General features: G+C 63.0%; 20 protein-coding genes. 8 read left to right on the top strand and 12 right to left on the bottom strand.

The window, feature by feature from the left end; all coding sequences use genetic code 11:
* Positions 1 to 24: 24 nt before the first annotated feature.
* Positions 25 to 663 carry an isochorismatase family protein gene (locus tag BSP239C_RS13390; protein WP_101573694.1) on the bottom strand — a complete coding sequence of 213 codons (639 nt, stop codon included), beginning with the start codon at positions 661 to 663 and terminating at the stop codon, positions 25 to 27.
* Between the two features lie 141 nt (positions 664 to 804).
* Here BSP239C_RS13390 and BSP239C_RS13395 point away from each other — a divergent pair, with 141 nt between their 5' ends.
* Entirely contained in the window at positions 805 to 1,761 is a 957-nt protein-coding gene (locus BSP239C_RS13395) for a GlxA family transcriptional regulator (protein ID WP_180959033.1), read from the top strand.
* 36 nt (positions 1,762 to 1,797) lie between these two features.
* On the opposite strand, the gene BSP239C_RS13400 is transcribed toward BSP239C_RS13395, so the two are convergent.
* On the bottom strand, positions 1,798 to 2,289 hold the full coding sequence (locus tag BSP239C_RS13400) for a MarR family winged helix-turn-helix transcriptional regulator (RefSeq protein WP_101573698.1): 492 nt from the start codon (positions 2,287 to 2,289) through the stop codon (positions 1,798 to 1,800).
* Between the two features lie 150 nt (positions 2,290 to 2,439).
* Here BSP239C_RS13400 and BSP239C_RS13405 point away from each other — a divergent pair, with 150 nt between their 5' ends.
* Together BSP239C_RS13405 and BSP239C_RS13410 are read left to right on the top strand one after the other, a co-directional pair.
* Positions 2,440 to 3,144, top strand: coding sequence for a hypothetical protein (locus tag BSP239C_RS13405; RefSeq protein WP_101573700.1), 705 nt, complete (start codon positions 2,440 to 2,442; stop codon positions 3,142 to 3,144).
* The gene (locus tag BSP239C_RS13410; protein ID WP_101573702.1) at positions 3,141 to 3,950 is read left to right on the top strand and encodes an SGNH/GDSL hydrolase family protein; all 810 of its coding nucleotides are present in this window, start codon (positions 3,141 to 3,143) and stop codon (positions 3,948 to 3,950) included. Before BSP239C_RS13405 ends, BSP239C_RS13410 begins: the two co-directional genes overlap by 4 nt.
* Positions 3,951 to 4,035: 85 nt before the next feature.
* Here the strand turns inward: BSP239C_RS13410 and BSP239C_RS13415 are convergent, their stop codons facing one another.
* The 4 genes from BSP239C_RS13415 to BSP239C_RS13430 form a co-directional block, all read right to left on the bottom strand.
* Entirely contained in the window at positions 4,036 to 4,545 is a 510-nt protein-coding gene (locus BSP239C_RS13415) for a DoxX family protein (RefSeq protein ID WP_101573704.1), read from the bottom strand.
* A gap of 144 nt (positions 4,546 to 4,689) precedes the next feature.
* Positions 4,690 to 5,286 (bottom strand): DUF2867 domain-containing protein, encoded by a 597-nt coding sequence (locus BSP239C_RS13420; protein WP_101573706.1) that lies wholly within the window; start codon positions 5,284 to 5,286, stop codon positions 4,690 to 4,692.
* Positions 5,283 to 7,151: an amidohydrolase family protein gene (locus BSP239C_RS13425; RefSeq protein ID WP_180959034.1), complete on the bottom strand. Its 1,869-nt coding sequence runs from the start codon at positions 7,149 to 7,151 to the stop codon at positions 5,283 to 5,285. The genes BSP239C_RS13420 and BSP239C_RS13425 overlap by 4 nt, the downstream gene beginning before the upstream one ends.
* The gene (locus BSP239C_RS13430) at positions 7,141 to 7,701 is read right to left on the bottom strand and encodes a TetR/AcrR family transcriptional regulator (RefSeq protein ID WP_101573710.1); all 561 of its coding nucleotides are present in this window, start codon (positions 7,699 to 7,701) and stop codon (positions 7,141 to 7,143) included. Before BSP239C_RS13430 ends, BSP239C_RS13425 begins: the two co-directional genes overlap by 11 nt.
* A gap of 194 nt (positions 7,702 to 7,895) precedes the next feature.
* Here BSP239C_RS13430 and BSP239C_RS13435 point away from each other — a divergent pair, with 194 nt between their 5' ends.
* The gene (locus tag BSP239C_RS13435; protein WP_101573711.1) at positions 7,896 to 9,002 is read left to right on the top strand and encodes a hypothetical protein; all 1,107 of its coding nucleotides are present in this window, start codon (positions 7,896 to 7,898) and stop codon (positions 9,000 to 9,002) included.
* On the opposite strand, the gene BSP239C_RS13440 is transcribed toward BSP239C_RS13435, so the two are convergent.
* From BSP239C_RS13440 to BSP239C_RS13450, 3 genes are all read right to left on the bottom strand, one after another.
* Complete coding sequence (locus BSP239C_RS13440) at positions 8,990 to 9,556, bottom strand: NADPH-dependent FMN reductase (RefSeq protein ID WP_101573712.1); 567 nt, start codon at positions 9,554 to 9,556, stop codon at positions 8,990 to 8,992. The genes BSP239C_RS13435 and BSP239C_RS13440 overlap by 13 nt on opposite strands.
* Positions 9,553 to 10,761, bottom strand: coding sequence for an LLM class flavin-dependent oxidoreductase (locus BSP239C_RS13445; RefSeq protein ID WP_257930205.1), 1,209 nt, complete (start codon positions 10,759 to 10,761; stop codon positions 9,553 to 9,555). Before BSP239C_RS13445 ends, BSP239C_RS13440 begins: the two co-directional genes overlap by 4 nt.
* Before the next feature lie 61 nt (positions 10,762 to 10,822).
* Positions 10,823 to 11,272, bottom strand: coding sequence for a MarR family winged helix-turn-helix transcriptional regulator (locus BSP239C_RS13450; RefSeq protein ID WP_101573713.1), 450 nt, complete (start codon positions 11,270 to 11,272; stop codon positions 10,823 to 10,825).
* A gap of 136 nt (positions 11,273 to 11,408) precedes the next feature.
* On the opposite strand from BSP239C_RS13450, the gene BSP239C_RS13455 reads away from it, so the two are divergent.
* Genes BSP239C_RS13455 through BSP239C_RS13470 form a run of 4 tightly spaced genes read left to right on the top strand, consistent with a single transcriptional unit; the run spans position 11,409 to position 15,539 of the window.
* Positions 11,409 to 12,935 (top strand): FAD-dependent monooxygenase, encoded by a 1,527-nt coding sequence (locus BSP239C_RS13455; RefSeq protein ID WP_101573714.1) that lies wholly within the window; start codon positions 11,409 to 11,411, stop codon positions 12,933 to 12,935.
* 3 nt (positions 12,936 to 12,938) lie between these two features.
* Positions 12,939 to 13,472, top strand: coding sequence for a MogA/MoaB family molybdenum cofactor biosynthesis protein (locus tag BSP239C_RS13460; protein ID WP_101573715.1), 534 nt, complete (start codon positions 12,939 to 12,941; stop codon positions 13,470 to 13,472).
* A gap of 4 nt (positions 13,473 to 13,476) precedes the next feature.
* On the top strand, positions 13,477 to 14,370 hold the full coding sequence (gene fdhD / locus BSP239C_RS13465; protein ID WP_101573717.1) for a formate dehydrogenase accessory sulfurtransferase FdhD: 894 nt from the start codon (positions 13,477 to 13,479) through the stop codon (positions 14,368 to 14,370).
* Positions 14,371 to 14,414: 44 nt separating this feature from the next.
* Complete coding sequence (locus BSP239C_RS13470; RefSeq protein ID WP_101573719.1) at positions 14,415 to 15,539, top strand: aminotransferase class V-fold PLP-dependent enzyme; 1,125 nt, start codon at positions 14,415 to 14,417, stop codon at positions 15,537 to 15,539.
* A gap of 142 nt (positions 15,540 to 15,681) precedes the next feature.
* Here BSP239C_RS13470 and BSP239C_RS13475 read toward each other — a convergent pair whose 3' ends face one another.
* Genes BSP239C_RS13475 through BSP239C_RS13485 form a run of 3 tightly spaced genes read right to left on the bottom strand, consistent with a single transcriptional unit; the run spans position 15,682 to position 18,526 of the window.
* Positions 15,682 to 16,836, bottom strand: a complete 1,155-nt coding sequence (locus BSP239C_RS13475) for a PQQ-binding-like beta-propeller repeat protein (protein ID WP_101573721.1) — start codon at positions 16,834 to 16,836, stop codon at positions 15,682 to 15,684.
* Complete coding sequence (locus tag BSP239C_RS13480) at positions 16,836 to 17,783, bottom strand: cytochrome c biogenesis CcdA family protein (protein ID WP_257930206.1); 948 nt, start codon at positions 17,781 to 17,783, stop codon at positions 16,836 to 16,838. Before BSP239C_RS13480 ends, BSP239C_RS13475 begins: the two co-directional genes overlap by 1 nt.
* The gene (locus BSP239C_RS13485; RefSeq protein WP_101573723.1) at positions 17,783 to 18,526 is read right to left on the bottom strand and encodes a thioredoxin domain-containing protein; all 744 of its coding nucleotides are present in this window, start codon (positions 18,524 to 18,526) and stop codon (positions 17,783 to 17,785) included. Before BSP239C_RS13485 ends, BSP239C_RS13480 begins: the two co-directional genes overlap by 1 nt.
* Between the last annotated feature and the right edge of the window lie 64 nt (positions 18,527 to 18,590).

Raw genomic sequence — 18,590 nt, forward strand, 5'->3', positions numbered from 1 at the left:
ACGCGTGCTCTGCCCCTGAGCAGCTCAGTTCTGTCCAGCCTTCTGCGCACCGGTGGCTGCCGAACTGCCCAGGTCTCCCTTTGGCAGTGCGACCTGAGACGTCAGCGCCTTAGTCCAAGCATCCGTGGTTGCGACGGAGGCCCAGTTCGAATGCAGGAGCGCCATCAGCGTTGTGTGCACGGTCTTCGCATCGGCGAAGCCGGCATCGTTGGCGATATTGATGGCACCGGTCGCATCCGAGAGCACCTCCGTGGTGAATCCGAGAACCTCAGCCCCCGCCGCAGAGGAGAGGATGCAGTTATTGGTCATATAGCCGACCAGCGTCACAGTGTCGACGTCCTTCTCGCGCAGCCACGCCTCCAGATCGGTGTCCGCATAGACAGAGCCGTACTCTTTGACCACTGACTTCCAGGACTCGGACCGTCGGCGTTCGACCTCGGGGTGGAGTGCGTATCCGGGCTCGTTCGGGTTGAAGACCGGTGCGTCGGTGCCCATGGTGTGCTGGAAGACGGCGACCGGGATGTCGGCGGCAACAGCAGCATCGATGGCCGCAGTGATCTTGGGCAGTGACTGCTCATGGCTCGGGTACTGGATCTCCAGCAGGCCGTCGAAGTACTGCTGCTGCACATCGACGAGGACAAGGGCGCGGCGAGGCGTAGACATATCGGATCTCCAAAGGTGTCGTGAGTGAGGATGTGGCGCGTATCTGCGGCACATCTCCAGAGTGCGAGCTTCACCCGAGCACCACCAGTAGCACGAATGCTCATCTACGATGGAATTACGCCAATCTGGAGGAGTTCCACCGTGCGCATCGCCATCTACGCTTTCACCGGCATCACCATGTTCCACCTGTCCGTGCCGCAGATGGTCTTTGACGAGGTCGCGCGGCAAGGGCTCGCCCCCTGGCAGACCATCCTGTTCTCCGACGATTCCGGTCCGATTGCGACGGCGGAGGGGTATCAGATCACCGGTGTGAGTGGACCCGAAGTGGCATCCGACGCCGAGGTTGTCGTTGTTCCATCCTGGTACGACGATGGTCGCCCGGCTGGGCAGGACCTGCGTCGGCTGCTTGTGGCAAGGCATGACCGGGGTGCGACCATTGCGGGCCTCTGCCTGGGCACATTTCCCATCGCAGACGCGGGTCTGCTTGCCGGCCGTAAGGCGGTGACGCACTGGCAGGGTTTCGACCAGCTCACCCGAAGACACCCGGACCTGGAGATCGATGATTCCGTCCTCTACATCGATCACGGCGATGTCATCACTTCGGCGGGCACCGCCTCGGCGCTGGATGCCTGCCTTCATATGGTGCGCACACGTCTGGGGGCCGCGGCAGCCAACCAGGTGGCGCGCAGTCTGGTGATCGCGCCCCACCGAGATGGGGGCCAGGCACAGTACATCCAACGGCCGCTGCCGGAACAGCCCGACGATGATCCGATCTCTGCGGTTCTCGACTGGGCCGTGAACCACCTCGACGAATCACTGTCTGTTGAGTGCCTCGCCGCGGTCGCGCACATGAGTGTGCGGACATTCAACCGAAGCTTTCGGTCCTCGACGGGTGCCACGCCTGCATCGTGGGTGCGAATGCGCCGCCTCGACGAGGCCAGAAGGGCACTGGAGACCACGAGTCTGTCGATCGATCAGATCGCCGTGAACTGTGGGTTCGGCAGTGTGGTGACTTTGCGGCAGAACTTTGCCGCGGCGTTTCAGACCACTCCTACGGAGTATCGACGTCGCTTCGAGGCCCGACCTGCGACTACTTAGGCGCAGCCGATTCCGCGATTGAGTCTGTCGGGGCTGCTACCGATGCGATTGGCGATACCCGGGATGGACGTCGGGGGTGAGCTCGTGACTTTTAGCGATCTTGCCAAGCAGGGCGGCCAGGTGCTCCCGTTCTGCGTTGGTCAGTGCGCTCGTGATCTCTGCCTCGTGGGCTGCGCCGATCGTTCGCATCCTGCGCATGACCTTTTTTCCCTCAGTGGTAAGCCGAAGCTCATAGGTGCGGCGGTCACGTGCGCTGCGCTCGCGACTGACCAGTTCCTTTTTTTGGAGGTCATCGATCAGGACGACCACCCGGCTGGGAACCACCCCGAGTATGTCGGCGAGAGCTTGCTGGCTCAATCCTTCTTCGGCGGCGATGACGCGAAGAATTCCGACGTCTCCAGGCTGCAGCTCCAGTTCCTCTAGCCGAAGTGCGAAACGGTTGGCGGAATAGATGCCCACCTGGGATAGGAGGAATGCGACGCGCTGTGAGGCGTCACGCTGCTGAGGTTGTTTCGAGTCATTGGTCACGCAATAATACTAGCGCACATGAATCATTCTGTGATATGAATGGTTCATGGCAAAGATGCAATGTGTATCTGGACGCTCTGTTCTCGCCACCGGAGCAGCGACCAATCGCTGGAGATCGCCGGTACGGTTCGAATCTGACAGGAGAAAATCATGCTCACCGCGACAGAAAGTGGGCGGCGACCGAAGGTTGGCCCGCCGCTACCTCCAATTGCGATCGCCACGGTCGCACTCTTCATGGCCTCACTGATCCTCCCGACAGTTCTCGCCAAGGGAGCTACATTCCCCTCGCCGTACGGTGACGCCGACATCGTTGTTGGCTACTTCCAGAACAACCCAACCCCTGTTCTCATCACGGCCCTACTCCAATTCGCTGCTTCGATCCCGCTGGTCATCTTCACCGCCACAGCATCGGTACGGCTCAACCACCTTGGCGTCTGCGTGCCCGGACCCACCATCGGCCTCGTGGGTGGGATCCTTTCCGCCGCCTTGCTGCAAATGTCGGCCTTGCTCACCTGGACTCTGACTCGACCCGAAATCCTTGAGCATGCAGAACTCATCCGGGTCCTCCACGACCTCGCTTTCATCACCGGCGGTCCCGGTTTCATCGTTCCCAGTGGCCTCCTCATCGCGGGGATCGCCGTACCTGGTCTGATCGCCGGCCTGCTCCCTCGTTGGTTGGCTTGGGCAGGCCTGGTGATAGCCGGACTGGCAATGATCGCGCTTCTTGCCATTGCATTCCCGGCGCTGTCGATTCTTTTGCCCATCGTCCGCTTCCCGACCCTGGCTTGGCTTGTGATCACGGCCTTCCAGCTGCCAAGCAAACGCAATTCCGTGGCACGAAAGGACACGCCATGACAAACTCTGCACTGCTTGAGAAACTTGTCCGCTTCCAGCAACCGGAGAAAGTGCTGCCCTACGCCAGAGATCTGAGTGCGAGAACGGTGGCAGCGATCTTCGGAACCGACGAAGGAGACTACCGCCGGGCCCGCGAGGAACTCGATCGCCAGCGAAATGCAGCTGTTCAGCGACTCGAACCGCTGCTGGTTCCGCTCCTCGGCGCCCTTCCGTTCCAGCCTGGTGCCCACCTGGCAGCGATCGGCGAAAGCAGCACCGCGGATCGGCTCTCCTGGTTCGAGATTCTCCGCTCCCTTCTCGAGGCGCATCGCCCCGATCTGCAATTGCGTTTCACGAACTTTGCCGTCCCCGGTGCCACCACCACAGAGGCTCTCTCTGCCTTGCCTGCGGTTCAGCGGCAGGCACCCGATTGGGTCTTCTGCAAGCTCGGTACCAACGACTCTCAGCGCCTCGGGGGACCTGCCGGGACCATGCTGGTGAGCCAGGGTGAGACCCTGCGCAATCTTGCAGAGATTCGCCGACTGTCACTGCCTGATGGCAAAGGAACGTGGGTGTGGGTCACGCCGACGCTCGTCGACGAATCTCGCATCGCGTCCTTTCCTCACTTCGCGGCTGCCGGGATCACCTGGACGAACGCTGACCTTGACGACCTGACCAAGAGGTTGCCGACAGGCAGTGATGTGGTCGTCAACGGCTCTGCGGTTGCATCCGAAGCTGCGCCGAATGCTTTCGGCGAGGACGGGATCCACCCCACAATCACCACTCACGAAGTTCTGTGCACACAAATTCTGCAGGCTCTGACCTAGTAGACGAGCGGCTCTCTTGATCTGTGTGAAGGACTCTGCGACCTTGCCGGGTGATCCGACTCCCAGTCAGTCGACGGGATTCGCGTTAGTCGGCGGAATTCGCGGTAGCCGAACTCTGAGGCACGGCATTGCGCTTCCCTCTGGCCGTCGACTCCTTGGCCTTCGACCCCTTCTTCCGCTTGAGCAGGAACCGGTCGACGCTGAGGCGTCCCGGTCCCATAGCGGCCAGCAGAAGGGCGCCTGCTGCCAGGGCTGCCACGAGTTCCCAGCCGCCCTGGTCGACGAATGGCACGGGCACCAGGTGCACGAGGACCAGCGCTCCGATGAGGTTGGCCGCCAGCAGGATCCCGACGATCGGCGTCAGAGCGCCGAGGATGAGCAGCGCTCCGCCGATGAGTTCGACGAACGTCGCGAACGGTGCAGCGATGTCCGGCAGCGGCACACCCATCTGAGCGAAGGACTGCGTGGTTCCGGCAACGGTCCACTCATTGAACTTCTGCCAACCGTGGGCGATGAAGATGACGCCGAGGGCGATCCTGGCGATGACGGTGATGATGTCGCGGGCGAAGGTCGGGAATCCAGTCGTGGCGTACACAGCGATCTCCAAAGTTGATTGAAAGTGCAACTACATAATATTCGCTGCGTTTGGCAGGGAGCTGGCAACAGCCTCACTTGCCGCATGGGACAATCGCGAGTCGACGTGGACGAGGCCACTGGCAAAGCCCTGGGCGAAGCGGATCTATTGCCGGTGCTTCCACTGTCGCAGCATTGCGGGATAGACGAGCAGATGACGAAACGGTTTGATGGCGGACATATAGGCCGTTCCTAGCCACCCGTTCGGTTTGACGAGAACGGCCATCTGACCGCGATATCCCTCGCCATCGCGGACCCAGCTCAGATGCATGACTCCGTGCATGGTCCGATTGGCTATCTCGGCTGCGAACTCATTGTCGAGGAGGTACAGCGGCGAGAACGGGGCGTGAGGAAAAACCGGCCCGCGAGGCCCATCACGCAGGTCCCCAGGCAGTCGCTCACGCAGCGACTCCGTCCAATCAGCGCTCCCACTGTCCTCGGTATCCCAGCCCAAGGCACGGCCGAGCCTATGCCGAACCGTCCACAGAAAGCGCACCATCAACGGGTGGTCTTTCCCATGGTGGGATCCGCCGACGTATGACATCAGAGTGTCGAAATCATCTGCTGTGCCCGTGAAGGGGAGAGCCCAAACGTCCTCGACATGGAAATCGGGGGCGATCGCGTGGACCCGCCAATCGCGATCGAAATGTTCCTCGCGGGGGATTCGACCAACACGTGGCCCCCGACCAACTCGTGTGCTCATGATCCAGTTCCTTCCGTTTCCTGGGGCGGGGGAGGGGAGTTGTACATTCTAGTGATCGTTGTGCCTTCGTCGAGGTGAGCCGCAATCAGTGATCCATCGCCGAGGTCCGAGTTGAGCTGGGCCGACCACCAACGCCGCCACCGTGGCATTACCATCGTGGCCGAACCTGCTTGGTCGGCCTTGGTCACCTCGAATTCGCTGGCTTTGAGTGCGCCCCGACCGGTCGTGCCGATGGCGATGAAATTCAGGGATTGGCCGTCCGCGGACATGGATGTCGCCAGATCGAAGAACATCCCTTGCAGCCAATGACTGCCGCGCAGTGGGTAGGTATGGGCGACCTCGGAGCCGTCAAAATTCCCTGTGAGTTCGATTTGGCCTCCGGAGCGACGTGCGATCAGGTCCGTGCCTTGTTCGGGGATTTGGCACGTCCACTCCAGGGTGGACAGCGTTGGTTCCGAGCGAAGTGTTTCGACGCGCCGCACGGCACTCGATACTGGGTCGGTGTAGGTGATGGTGCGTGTGCCGTCGGTGGCGAAAGTCGTGGCATCGACCTCGATGACGACCGTCTCGTCGAAGGCACTTCCGGAGGTGTCGAGGAAACGGGTAGCAGGGTGGGCCGGCACGACGAATTCGGAGAGTTCGATGCGTTGTCTGCCTGCGGGACTGTGCACGATCCGTCCGTTCTGAATGACGAGGGCGATATCCGTGCTCGCGTCGATGTTATCCAGCGGATCGGCATTGAGTAGGACAAGGTCCGCGACCGCTCCGACGTCGATGCGTCCTCGGTCGTCGAGCCCGAGCAGGTCCGCACCGTTACGTGTGGCCGCACGGATCGCTGCTGCGGGTGGGAGGCCCGCATCGACGAGGAGTCGCAGCTCCTCATGCAGGGCACCCGGCGACATGGCTCCGGCCATGCTGTCGGTGCCAGCCACGACCTGGACCCCAGCTTCGTAGGCCCGCCGCAGATTGGCATTGGCGGTGGCCAGGTACGCGTCCCCGGTCTCATTGCGGACCAGATCCTCAATGACCAGCGTTGATACCAACGGCACACCGGACTCAGCCCAGCGGCGAAGGAACTCATCGTCCCTGATGTCCTCCTCGATGACCCCGTGTTCGATGCTGTCGATGCCCAGGGCCAGCAGTGCGGCGACATCGTCCTGGTAGTGAGTGTGCGCACTGATCTTCAGGCCCAGGGAGTGGGCTTCATCGAGCACAGCCCGGGTGGCCTCGTCGCTGAGCCTGTTCAGGCGGTCGCCGAATTCCGCATAGCCCCCACCCTGGACAACGATCTTGATAAGGTCGACATCCTGGGCGTGGAGAGAGCGGACCGCCGATCTGGCTTGGTCTGCATTGTCGACGCCGCGAACCATGTGCTTCTGCAGCCACGGGTTATCGCGGCAGACCGTGACCTCTGGATGTCCACCGGGAGCCGTCAGTGCAGGGCCGGCGATGACCATACGCGGACCGGGCCGCTTGGCGCTGCCGCTGCGTTTCCGCAATCGTGCGATCTGCGGCAGAGGATCGGCCATCATCCGCACCGAGGTCACTCCGTTGTGCAGCAGATCCCGCAGCGTCTGCGTGTGACGGCGCGAACGCAGATATGCGCCGAGGTTGCTGCGGACTCCGAGGTAGTCGATGTGGAGATGAGCATCGATGAGTCCGGGAATCAGAGTCTTGCCTGCAGCGTCGATAACCTGCGCCTCGGAGGGGGCATGAGGATTGGTGGTCACGTCATGATCGGTGATCGTCGAGGTGATTCGTCCTCCTTCGACGAGAACATCGGTGACATGCCCAGAGTCATCATCCCCGATCACCTGGGCCCCGCGAATGAGAATGGCCCGCTCTCTGCTCAGATCAGGAGACATCGTCGCCGCCGAAGAGCAGTGCAGTGGAGGCAGCATCGACCTGAGCCGAATTGAGCTGCCCGTGATCAACGGTGGCGAAGTGTGCGCCGATTGCCGCGTAGAACGCGAGACTGCTGCGGGCTTCAACGTCGATGGGATCCGTGCAGACGGTTCCGATCGCCTCGCGCAGAAGGTCGATCCGCTGACGGTCCACGCGGTGAAGTCGTTGGGCGACGTCCGGGTCGCGGCGGCTCCACTCGCGGATGGCCAGTTCAATCGGAAAGAGATCGCTGGCGAAGGTGAGGTCTCGCGCGCGCAGTGCTCGTGAGATCGGATCTCCGGCTTCGTACTCCAGCTGGGCCAAAACGTCAGCGGCGGCGCGCTGTTCCCACGTGTCGAGCATGGCGTGCAGAAGGTCATTGCGGTCGGCGAAGAAACCATAGAAGCCGCCCTTGGTGACTCCGAGATCTTTGGCCAAGACCTCGATTCGGACCGCCTCAGGGCCACCTGTGGCAAGTGCCTGCAGCCCGGTGTCGATCCAGCTCTCTCTTGGCGTGCGTGCTCTCGCCATGGTTCCTCCGTTCAGTCGGGAATACTCTTGACACCAAAATATACGGGTGCGTATATTTCTTTTGTTGGTGTAACTATACGCTGGCGCATAGAAGATTGGAAGACACAGAAATGGTCAAACTCAACGCGGGTAGCCGCCCGCCCCCAAGCAGGGGGGATCCGCACAGACGTGATCCGGCGGGTCGTAGGTGGGCAGTGCTGGCCCTGGGCTGGTCGGTGATCTACTTGAGTCTCGGAATCGCCTGGGCGGCAGGGGCGCCGCTCTATCCCTATGGCCGTCATTGGGATTCGAGTCCGGTTCCGGTCTCGCTGCTCGACGCCGTATCGGCACCGACGGGTCTCTCAATCATCATCGGTGCGACGACCCTGGTCCTGCTTGCTCTACTGTGGCTGTTGAACTCCGCGCGAGGTGCGGCGCCGGCAAGGGTCGCCACCGGCGTGATTCTCAGCTATTGCTTCGGACTCGTGCTCGTCGGAGACTACAGGCCGCTGATGGTGGTCGCGAGAGTCCCGGTGTTCGTGGTCTCGCGTATCTTCTTTCACTCCGCTGAAGGCCAGGTGGGATTCGGTGAGTTCTTGACAGCCATGTTCAGCATCCCCGCGATTCATGGGTTCTGGCAGCTCGGCGGAATCCTGCTCGCGCTGATGGCCCTCGGCGAATTCTGGCGGCGGGTCCGCGGCGGATGCCCGGTCTGCGGTCGGTCGCCGGAATTGTCGTGGTGGACGACTCGCAGGGGCGCGAGACGGTGGGGCCTCATCGCGACGATCATCGCAGTGATCTGCCCGTTGCCGTACGCGGTGACCAGGTATCTGCTGCTCTTCGGTGTCCCAGCCGATGGGATCAGTCGGGCTCAGATCCAGCAGGGCGACATCGATGCGCCCGGAATCTGGATCTTCGGTGCCGGACTGTCCACCTTCGGCCTCCTCGGTGCAGTTCTGACTCTGGGGCTGGTCCAGCGGTGGGGTGAACGATGGCCGTTCTTGGTGCCGTTGCTGCGGGGCCGAGCGATCAATCCGCTGGTGGCGATCATTCCCGCTGGCTTCATCTCCCTGCTGTGGCCAGGATCATCGTTGATGTTCGTGCGAGTCAATGTGCAGAAGACGATCGAAGCCGGCAGCGAGACAGCAGGTGGACTCGCTCACCTGCTGCTGTCGCCGATGAATCTGTGGATCGTGTGGGGCTTTGCACTCGCAGGGGCCACACTTGCCTATTGGCTTCGCCGTCGCCCAGACTGCGCTGTCTGCCATCGCGGCCAGCAGCCGATGCGGGGGATCTGGCAGTCCGCAGCTCAGAACCCGTAGGCGGCGTCCTTGGCTTCTCGGATCGAAGCGTAGGTCTGCGTGAGGACGAGGGTGTCTTCGACGAGCCTGTCGAGGCGGGCGATGACCTCGTCGTTGACGATCTGATTGCGCAGCAGGTCCTTGCCCTCGACGAACACATACGGGTGGACGACCTGAGCCTTCATGTACGTCAGAATCGGCTGCAGCTGCTGTTGGGGGACGAGGTAGTGCCTGGCCGAGCCTGCTGTCGCGACCATGGCCACGACCTTGTCCCGGAAGGCGCCCGTCGGCAGCAGGTCGAAGATGTTCTTCAGCGTTGCCGGAATTGAAGCCTGGAAGATCGGGGTGCCGATGATGATCGCATCGGCACCCATGAGTACCTGGGTGACGCGAGCGGTGTCACCGGTGTATTCGGTGTAGTTGCGGCCGTCGCTGAAGACCATGTCGACCTCGGCGAGGTCGATGAGGGTGGCCTCGACATCTGGGTCTTGGGCCATCACCGTCTGGGTGACGTGTTCCATGACGGTGCGTGTCTTCGTGCCGACATTCGAGCCGGAGATGGCGACGAGCTTCATCGGGAAACCTCCTCTGTGGTCTGCTGGGCCGAGACGCTGTGCTGGGTCGAGGCACTGGGCTGATTCGAGTTCTCGTTCGTGGCTGTGTACTTCTTCACGGCGGGAATGACCTCAGAGCCGATGGTCTCGATCTGTTTCATCACCTTCTCGTAGGGCATTCCGCCGAAGTCGATCTGACCGAGATAGCGCTGATGACCGAAGACCTCGTGCTGATGGAGGATCTTCTCCACAATTTGCTGCGGGCTGCCGAGGTTGACGATGCTGTGCGGATCAACGGCCTGGGCGAAGAGCTGCTTGGGCATGCCCTGGCCATTCGTGCGCTTCATTCCCTCGTTGATATGAGGGTAGAGCCCGCGCAGCGCATCCTGTGACGTTTCGGCAACGTGGAGGAACCCGGCGGTCGCAATCGGCAAGGTGGCAGGGTCGAATCCCCGGTGACGAGCCGCCTCACGGTAGGAGTCGACCGTCTGCATGAACGACGAGGTGGTCCCGCCGAGGTGGGCCATGACCATGGGCACTCCGGCCAGCCCGGCCTTGATCGCACTCGTCGGGGCACCGCCCACAGCCCGCCAGATCGGCAGCGGGTCCTGCTCGGGGCGGGGGAGCACCTCGGCGTTGTTCAAAGGTGCACGGAATTGCCCGCTCCAGGTGACCGACTCCTCCCGATTGATCCGATTGAGAAGATCGAACTTCTCCTCGAAGAGTTCCTCGTAGTCGCGCAGATCATAGCCCAGGAGTTCGAAGAGTCCGATCCGCGAGGCGCGGCCGGCGACGAGTTCGGCGCGACCGCCGGAGATGTGATCGATCGTGGAGAAGTTCTCGAACACACGCACCGGATCCGAGGTGCTCAGAATCGTCGAGGTGCTGCCGATGCGAATCGTGCTCGTCGCCTGGGCGATCGCACCGAGGATGACGGCATGGGCTTGAGATGCGAAATACTCCTGATGGCTCTCACCGACGCTGAAGAAATCGAAGCCCGCGTCCTCGGCCGCCTGTGCGTAGCCGATGAACTCGCGGATCCGCTCGCCTGCACCCACGCGAGATCCGTCGGCCGGGTCGGGAAGATGATCGCCGAGGCTGTACATCCCGAACTGCAGTCCCTGACCGGAGGCGAATCCCAGGTGATCCATCATGTTCGTAGGCTTCGTCTGGTCGGTGGACGCAGTCGGATCGGTGGGCTCGGTTTGGTCGGCGGGTTCGCTCAAATCCATCTCCTCAGAAACTACTCGTTTGCCACGTCAACTGACAATTGGTACGAGATATTCCCTAGGCCCGATCTTCGCCGTCCTGCCGTCGGCGGCTGTTGTCGTAGAGCTTCTTCATCAGTGCATGCAGTTGCGTCTTCTCCTCCTCGTCGAGGGCCTCGTCGAAGAGTGAGGCCTGCTGCTGAAGCTGTGAGGGGAAAGCCCGTTCGAGGAGTTCGGCTCCCTTATCGGTCAGGGTGATGTGTTTGGTCTTCCAGTCCTGCGTGCGGGAAATGAGTCCCTCGGACTCGAGGCGGGAGAGCATCCGGGAGATGCCGCCGCCGGTGACGGTCAGTCCCCGAGCCAGGTCGGTCTGCGTGATCGGCTGAAAATTGCGGATATGTGCCAAGGCCTCGAACTGGGCAACAGTGAGACCGAATTGTCGCAGGTGGTCGTTGGAGAGCTGATTGCTGTTCTGGACGAAGCGGGCCATGCGCAGCCAAATCAACGTGGCCAGCGACAGATCTTCCAATGCGCCTCCTGCGATCTCGGGCCGAGCGCCTCGAATGCTCCCTGCCGCTCCTTACCTTATAGTGCACATGGGGGCTTTCGGCAAGGCCCCATGTGCTGCGCACAATGATATTCTGCCTCGAAGGAACGGAACGGCCATGACTGAAGTGATCATCGTAGGAGCAGGGCCCACCGGGCTGATGCTGGCGGCGGAGCTGGCCCTGGCCGGTGTCGACATTGCGCTGCTGGAACGACGTCCGAATCAGGAGCTGATCGGAACACGTGCGCTCGGCCTGCAGGCGCGGACCATCGAAATGCTCGATCAGCGTGGCATCGCTGATCGTTTTCTCGCCGAGGGCCAAGTCGCGCAGGTTCTGGGCTTCGGGACCACACGTCTGAGCATCATCGATTTTCCGTCTCGGCATCCCTACGGATTGGGGCTGCATCAGCAGCACACCGAACGCTTATTGGCGCAGCGGGTCAGCGAGCTCGGGGTGAGAATCGACTATGGCGTCGAAGTCACCGGATTCGATCAGGACCTCAAAGGAGTCGACGCCAGGCTCTCCGACGGCCGCGAGCTGCGCGCCGAATACCTCGTCGGCTGCGACGGCGGACGCAGCCTCATCCGGAAGATGGCCGGGATCGATTTTCCCGGGTGGGAACCGACCATGAGCAGTCTTATCGCTGAAGTCGAACTTTCCACGGAACCGGAATGGGGTGTCCACCATCACGCGTTCGGTACGCAGGCGTTCAGCCAGCTCACGTCCGGTCGTGCCAGCCTCGTGGTCTCGGAGAGAGAGCCGCAGGAGAATTCAGAGCCCACCCTCGAGGACCTGCGCTCTGCACTGAACGATGCCTGGGGCACTGACTTCGGGGCTCACAATCCCAGCACGATCACTCGCTTCACCGACATGGCCCGCCAGGTCTCAGCCTACCGTTCGTCCCGGGTGCTCCTGGCCGGTGACGCGGCGCATGTGCATTCCCCGGTCGGTGGCCAGGGCCTCAACACCGGCGTCCAGGATGCCGTGAACCTGGGGTGGAAGCTCGCCCAGGTCGTCAGGGGAGTCTCGCCTGAGGCCCTTCTCAACACCTATCATTCCGAGCGCCATGCAGTCGGCGCGCGAGTCATCCACCACAACCTGGCACAGACGGCACTGATGCGGATGGAGGATCGCATCCAGGCTCTGACCGAAGTCGTCGACGAGTGGCTGCATATGGACGAACCGCGCAGAACACTCGCCGGGGCGCTGTCCGGACTCGACATCCGATACGAGACTTCAGCAGAGCGCGGAACCAGCAGGGGCGACGAGGTGCACCCGCTGCTGGGGCGTCGCGTACCCGACGTCGATCTCCACACCTCAGAGGGAATGCGTCGCCTGTATACCTACCTCCACGAAGGGCAGGCAGTGCTGCTCAACCTCGGCGATCCGGGTGATCTCGACATCACGGCATGGTCAGACCTGGTGAGGCGAGTCGATGCGCGTTACTACGGTGGGTGGGAGCTGCCGGTCGTCGGTGAGGTGGCGGCTCCCACAGCTGTGCTCGTCCGGCCCGACGGCTATGTGGCATGGGTCGGCGAATCCTCCTCGACGGGTCTGGACGAAGCGCTGGCATTCTGGTTCGGTTCCTCATCCGGCATGAAAGAATGGATGCCAGAAGATATGAGCGCTGAGCAGCAGGAGTGACACGTGAATAGTCAGAACGCCGACCGCCTCGGTGCGGGACGAACTGCCGCCGTCATCATCGCCTCCACCTCGGCGGCCAGGGGCGAAGCGGCCGATACCACCGGCCCCATCCTCGTCGACTGGCTGCGCACCCGCGGCTACGAGACACCCGATGCCATTGTCGTCCGTGACGGCGAACCCGTCGGCCAAGCGCTGCGCACACTCCTCGTCGATACCCCGGAAGACGATCGCCCGCGCATCATCGTCACCAGCGGCGGTACGGGACTGGCACCGGATGACCGGACCCCGGAATTCACCGCTGAGCTTCTGGAACGACAGTCCCCAGGTCTCGTGTACGCGATGTGGCGCAAGGGACTGGAGACGACCACCTCGGCGGTGATGAGTCGCGGAGTCGCCGGCGTGCGCGGCCGCAGCTTCGTCATCAACTTCCCCGGCTCGAAGGGCGGCGTCAAGGACGGCATCACCGTCATCGACGACCTGCTCGAACACATCCAAACCTCGGTCGAGGACACCACCGACCACGGACCAAGGGTCTGATCATATGGCACAGCGCAGGGCCGTTCGGGCCCGAGTCCACAAATTCGACGCCTCCGGAGAGATCTCCGCGGGACCCGATTCCCTAGCAGGGGAAGAGCCGCTGGAGATCCGGCTCAACGGCGAGCAGTTCTCCGTCACGATGCGCACCCCCGGCAACGACATCGACCTCGTGGCTGGCTACCTCCTCTCCGAGGCGGTCATCGCGACTATGGCCGACATCGAGGAGATCGACTTCTCCACCGGGCTCGCCCCTGACGGCACCCGGAACCACAACGTCGCGGCAGTGCGGCTGCGGCCCGGAATCTGGAGCGCCGAGGCGGCCCCCGCCCGCTCCGTCTACACCTCGTCCTCGTGTGGGATCTGTGGAACAGCGGCCATCGACGCGGTGACGAAGACCTCCGCCTACCCTCTGATCCCGGCTTCCTTCCACCTCGACGAGGATGACGATGAAGAGTACCGGTTCCCGCCTCTGCTCTCGGCGGCACGGATCGGTGAGCTGCCCGACCGGCTGCGCACACAGCAGGATGTCTTCGACAAGACCGGGGGAGTCCACGCCGCAGCACTCTTCGCTGTCGGTGATGACCCCAATGCTGAACCGAAGCTCCTCATCGGACGCGAGGATGTGGGCCGTCACAATGCTGTCGACAAGGTCATCGGCTGGGCGATGTCACACCATGGACCCGGTCTGCCGCTGAGCCGCACCGTCCTCCAGGTCTCAGCACGTGCCTCATTCGAGCTCGTCCAGAAGTCCGCGATGGCAGGCATCCCGATGATGTCGGCCGTGAGCGCACCCTCCGCGCTGGCCGTCGATCACGGCAAGAGCGTGGGTGTGTCCGTCATCGGCTTCAACCGCCGAGGCCGCTTCAACGCGTATTCCTATCCGGAGCGCATCGCCTGAACGTACTGCCCCCGCGGTCCTACCTCGGTGCTAGATTCGGTGGGATGGGAATCAATGATGATCGCAACGCGCACACGTCCGCCCTCTCACTCGCCGAGGCGCAAGCGGAATGGGATGTCGAACGAACCTTCCTTGACTCATGCTCGTACGGGCCACCACCTCGGCGCGGGTGGGACGCGATGCAGGCATCGCTTGAGCAATGGCGGCGCGGGTCTCGTCCCTGGCAGACCTGGGCGGAATCCGTCCAGACGTCGCGAGAACTCTTCGCCCGGATGGTCGGTGCGGATGCGGACTGGGTGACCACCGGTGCCGCCGTCTCCCAGCTGCTCGCCCCGATCGCCGCGGCCCTTCCCGATGGTGCTGAAGTCCTCGTCCCCGACATCGAATTCACCTCCGGGGTCTACCCGTTCGCCGTCCACGCGGACCGCGGTGTGCGCGTTCGCACCGCCCCGCTGCGCTCCCTCGCCGAGGCGATCGATGAGTCAACAGCGCTCGTGTCGTTCTCGGCAGCACAGTCGGCAACAGGGGAGGTGGCCGATATCTCGGCGATCACGGCACGGGCGCGCGAGGTGGGAGCACTGACCGTCCTCGATGGCACGCAGGCTGCCGGGTGGCTGCCGCTGAATGCCGCCGAGGTCGACTTCCTCGCTGTCGCCGCCTACAAATGGCTCTGCGCTCCGCGCGGTGCTGCCTTCCTCACGATGCACCCTCCGGCAAGACGTGGCGCGGATGAGACGCGCACTCGGGCGCAGGTCGAATTCGCGGATCGATTGAAGCCGCTTTCCGCTGGATGGTTCGCAGGCGGGAGCGGAGCCAGCTTCGGCATGCCGATGCGTCTGGCAGACAACGCCCGCGCCTTCGACATCTCCCCGGCCTGGCACAGCTGGGTGGGGATGGCACCGGCGCTCGAGCTTCTGCTCGAGGTCGGCGTCGACCAGATCCATGCACACGATGTGGCCTTGGCCAATACCTTCCGTGCGGGGGTGGGTATGGAAGCGTCGAACTCTGCGATCGTGTCGATCGAGGTCGCCGATGCGGCACCCTCGCGACTTGATGAGGCGGGGATCCGATTCTCCATGACCGACGGACGGGCACGTTTCGGCTTCCACATCTACAACGATGAAGACGATGTCACCGCAACAGTTGAAGCGCTGCGCGGACTGACATGAGCGATGCCGCCGGACTCGTTCTGCACTCAGCTGCTGGGCCCCCGGCGCTGTGCCCAGCCCAAATTCCGGCTTGTTGTAGGCGGGGATGTTGATCGCTCCACGGACGGTATCGATGTCCATCTCCCGTAGCCGTGCTGCAACGCTAACCCTCCGCGGACTCCTCGACCACTCTGTCCGTGGCCAGCAGGGTCCGGTCGCCGGCCCGCAGAGTCCCCAGCCCCTTCGACGTGAAGACATCGGGAACCGCCACGATGCCCGAACCCTTGGCCGGGTAGCCTCGGGCGATGCTGCCGGTGGCTGCGTTGTGGACTCGCAGCGTCCCGTCTTCGCGCAGGTAGATGAGACCGCCCACAGCGGCCTCCAAGACCACGGACTTCGGCAGAGACACAGGCAATTCGTTCGACCCGGTCACGTCAATGACCGTCAGGCCGTGTGAATCCCGGGTGACGGTCATCTTCGAGTTCGCATCGTGGGCGATCTCGCTGGCGGAATCGTCGAGGACGTCACCTGACTCTGCATCGATGACTGGCCCGGATCCGTCCTTCGCCTCAAGGTGGATGAGACCCTCAACCTGGTCGGGGAATGCTGTGAGAGTTTCGGCGTTCCAGTCATGGTCTGACAGCGGTACCTCCCAGTCGACATCTCCGCCGGTCGTGGCGGTGAGTGTGCCCTCGTCGACGCTGAGGACCGTCCCCCGATACTCGCCGAGGACACGTGCTCCCGACGAAGCCTGGCCTGCGACTTCACCGGTGTCAGGCTCAAGGGCCACGGTTTCCGAGTCATCATCGGAGGAGAATACGGCGCCAGGTCCCTGCATCGGACCGGGGACCTCGGTTGGTCCCCACTTCTGTTCGCCCGTTTCCAGGTCGTAGGCGCTCGCCGTCACCTCGGTGTCGCAGGTTTCATCGGACGACGAATCTGTGAGCACCGCCAGCGGAGTCCCCTCGCTGTCGGCGGTGACACTGAATCCGCTGCAGCCCGTGGGCCGCTGGGCCTGCCACAGGGTGGTGCCGTTGCTGTCGACGGCGCTGAAGTCCAGACGGTCATCACCGCTGCTTGCAGACAGGAATACATCGCCGAGGTGTTTGACGTCGAGATCCCAGTCCGGCTCCACGAGTTCGAGCGGTTCGACTATCAGCGGCAGCTGCAGGTCGGAGGCGTCGACCGCCTCAAGCTTCTTGTCGACCTGCTTCGGTTCGCGATCGAGCTCGGGTGGTTCCTCGACAGGAGTGCAGCCGAAAAGTGCCAGTGCTAGGGGCAGACTGGCCCCCAGGGCGAAGAATCTTCGTCGGGCCATCAGTGCCTCGGCTCGTCTCTGACCGGACGCTCGTCTCTGGCAGGGCTCTCGTTGCTCTTGCTGCTCTCGTTGATCTCGGCGTCAGTGGCCCTGCCTTGCTCGCCCCTGTCGCGAATTTCCTTAGCACGACGGCGTTCATGACGGAACCACAGGACGATGGCCATGACCGCCAGCAGACACACGACGATGATGTCGACCGTCGTCGATGTCCAGCTGCTCGCCCATTCCTGAGCATGAGCGAGGCTGGATGTCGAGACCAGGGACGGCGCCGAGACCAGGCCGTTCGTCATCCAGAAGACGATGCCGATGACGATCATCAGTGCTCCGGTGATCATCGAGATGACGGGCAGGCGCCGGCCGAAGAAATTGACCGAGCCTCCGCGCATGACCGACCGGGTTCGCGGGCCGATCCGTGACCACAGTGCCGCGATGATGAACAGCGGGACCACCATGCCGGCACCGTAGATCGCGAGCATCACGCCGCCCAGGAACACGCTGCCTCGTGTGGCCGCCAGGGTGAGGACCGCGCCGAGAATGGGCCCGGAGCAGACACCGGCGATCCCGCTCGTGGCACCGAGGAGGAACGTCTTCGTCGCTCCGGTCGCCGTCGCGGACTTGGACCTCATGGCGTCGGCGCCGGGCAGTGCCTTGGCGGGGTCGAAGCCGAATCCGAAGAACTGGACGATGCCGAGGATGATGAGGATCACCGAGGCGACGAGGACGATGGGGCCGCGATATGCGGTGAAGAGGGCACCAAGTGTTCCGGCCCCCATCCCCAGCGGGATGAGGACGAGCAGCATGCCCACGTAGAAGATGGCCGCGTGGAGCACGAGTCGTGAGCCGACGCCGACTGTGGAGCCGAAGAAGGCCGGCAGCAGCAGGGCCGCACACGGGCTGAGCAGCGCGAGCACGCCGCCGATGAAGGCACTGAGCAATCCGATGTCCATCAGTTCGCTCCTTCCAGTTTCGCTTCGATGGCGTCGACGAAGACGCTGGTGGGCTGGGCGCCGACATAGGGCTCGTCGTCGAGGATGAACGTCGGCGTAGAGAATGCACCGAGTTCGGTGCCCATCTTGGCGTTCTTGTCCACGGCCTTGGCCGTCTCATCCGAATTCATGTCCTTGGTGAACCGGTCCATGTCGAGGCCGATGTCGGAGGCCACGGATGTCAGCGCCTCGGGGGAGAGCTGCGCCGGTGGCCGTGGTTTGCCTCCGGCGAAGAGCTTGTCGTGGAACTCCCAGTGCTTGTCCTGCAGCGCGGCGGCGTAGGCGGCTTTGGCTGCCTGTTCGGATGCGGCGCCGAAGACATTGACCTCGCGCCATTCGATGCGCAGATCACCGGAGTCGACGTAGTCGAGCATTGTCGGCAGGGTGTCCTGGGACCAGGCCGCACAGTAGGGGCACTGGTAGTCGGAGAAGACGACGAGAGTGACCGGGGCATCCGCCGGGCCCTCGGCCAAGGGGTCATCAGCGTCGGTGTCGAAGTCGCTGACATCCTTCTGCTGAGGGTCCTCGACCTCGGTGACGACGACATCCGGCTCCTTCTGCTCGCCGGCGGCCCTCTGGGCAGAATCGTCACCCTGCTCTCGATCCATGAAGAGGATCATGAGCACGAGAACCAGTGCCGCGGCGATGACCGTGAGGGGTATCCACCACCGGTATCGGGGCCTGGCTGCTTCGTGTCTCGGCATATCAGCACTCCTGAATTACTATTCCGCTTAGTAAATTGTAGAACATGGCAGTTCAGCGATCCCA

This window comes from Brevibacterium sp. 239c (assembly GCF_900169365.1).
Lineage (GTDB): Bacteria > Actinomycetota > Actinomycetes > Actinomycetales > Brevibacteriaceae > Brevibacterium.

Coding starts and splice junctions, on each gene's coding strand:
- BSP239C_RS13440 (WP_101573712.1), bottom strand. CDS start 9,556: ATGAAGCTCGTCGCCATCTCCGGCTCGAATGTCGGCACGAAGACACGC.
- BSP239C_RS13480 (WP_257930206.1), bottom strand. CDS start 17,783: ATGGACATCGGATTGCTCAGTGCCTTCATCGGCGGCGTGCTCGCGCTG.
- BSP239C_RS13475 (WP_101573721.1), bottom strand. CDS start 16,836: ATGGCCCGACGAAGATTCTTCGCCCTGGGGGCCAGTCTGCCCCTAGCA.
- BSP239C_RS13455 (WP_101573714.1), top strand. CDS start 11,409: ATGACTGAAGTGATCATCGTAGGAGCAGGGCCCACCGGGCTGATGCTG.
- BSP239C_RS13410 (WP_101573702.1), top strand. CDS start 3,141: ATGACAAACTCTGCACTGCTTGAGAAACTTGTCCGCTTCCAGCAACCG.
- BSP239C_RS13470 (WP_101573719.1), top strand. CDS start 14,415: ATGGGAATCAATGATGATCGCAACGCGCACACGTCCGCCCTCTCACTC.
- fdhD (WP_101573717.1), top strand. CDS start 13,477: ATGGCACAGCGCAGGGCCGTTCGGGCCCGAGTCCACAAATTCGACGCC.
- BSP239C_RS13425 (WP_180959034.1), bottom strand. CDS start 7,151: ATGTCTCCTGATCTGAGCAGAGAGCGGGCCATTCTCATTCGCGGGGCC.
- BSP239C_RS13405 (WP_101573700.1), top strand. CDS start 2,440: ATGCTCACCGCGACAGAAAGTGGGCGGCGACCGAAGGTTGGCCCGCCG.
- BSP239C_RS13430 (WP_101573710.1), bottom strand. CDS start 7,701: ATGGCGAGAGCACGCACGCCAAGAGAGAGCTGGATCGACACCGGGCTG.
- BSP239C_RS13390 (WP_101573694.1), bottom strand. CDS start 663: ATGTCTACGCCTCGCCGCGCCCTTGTCCTCGTCGATGTGCAGCAGCAG.
- BSP239C_RS13485 (WP_101573723.1), bottom strand. CDS start 18,526: ATGCCGAGACACGAAGCAGCCAGGCCCCGATACCGGTGGTGGATACCC.
- BSP239C_RS13420 (WP_101573706.1), bottom strand. CDS start 5,286: ATGAGCACACGAGTTGGTCGGGGGCCACGTGTTGGTCGAATCCCCCGC.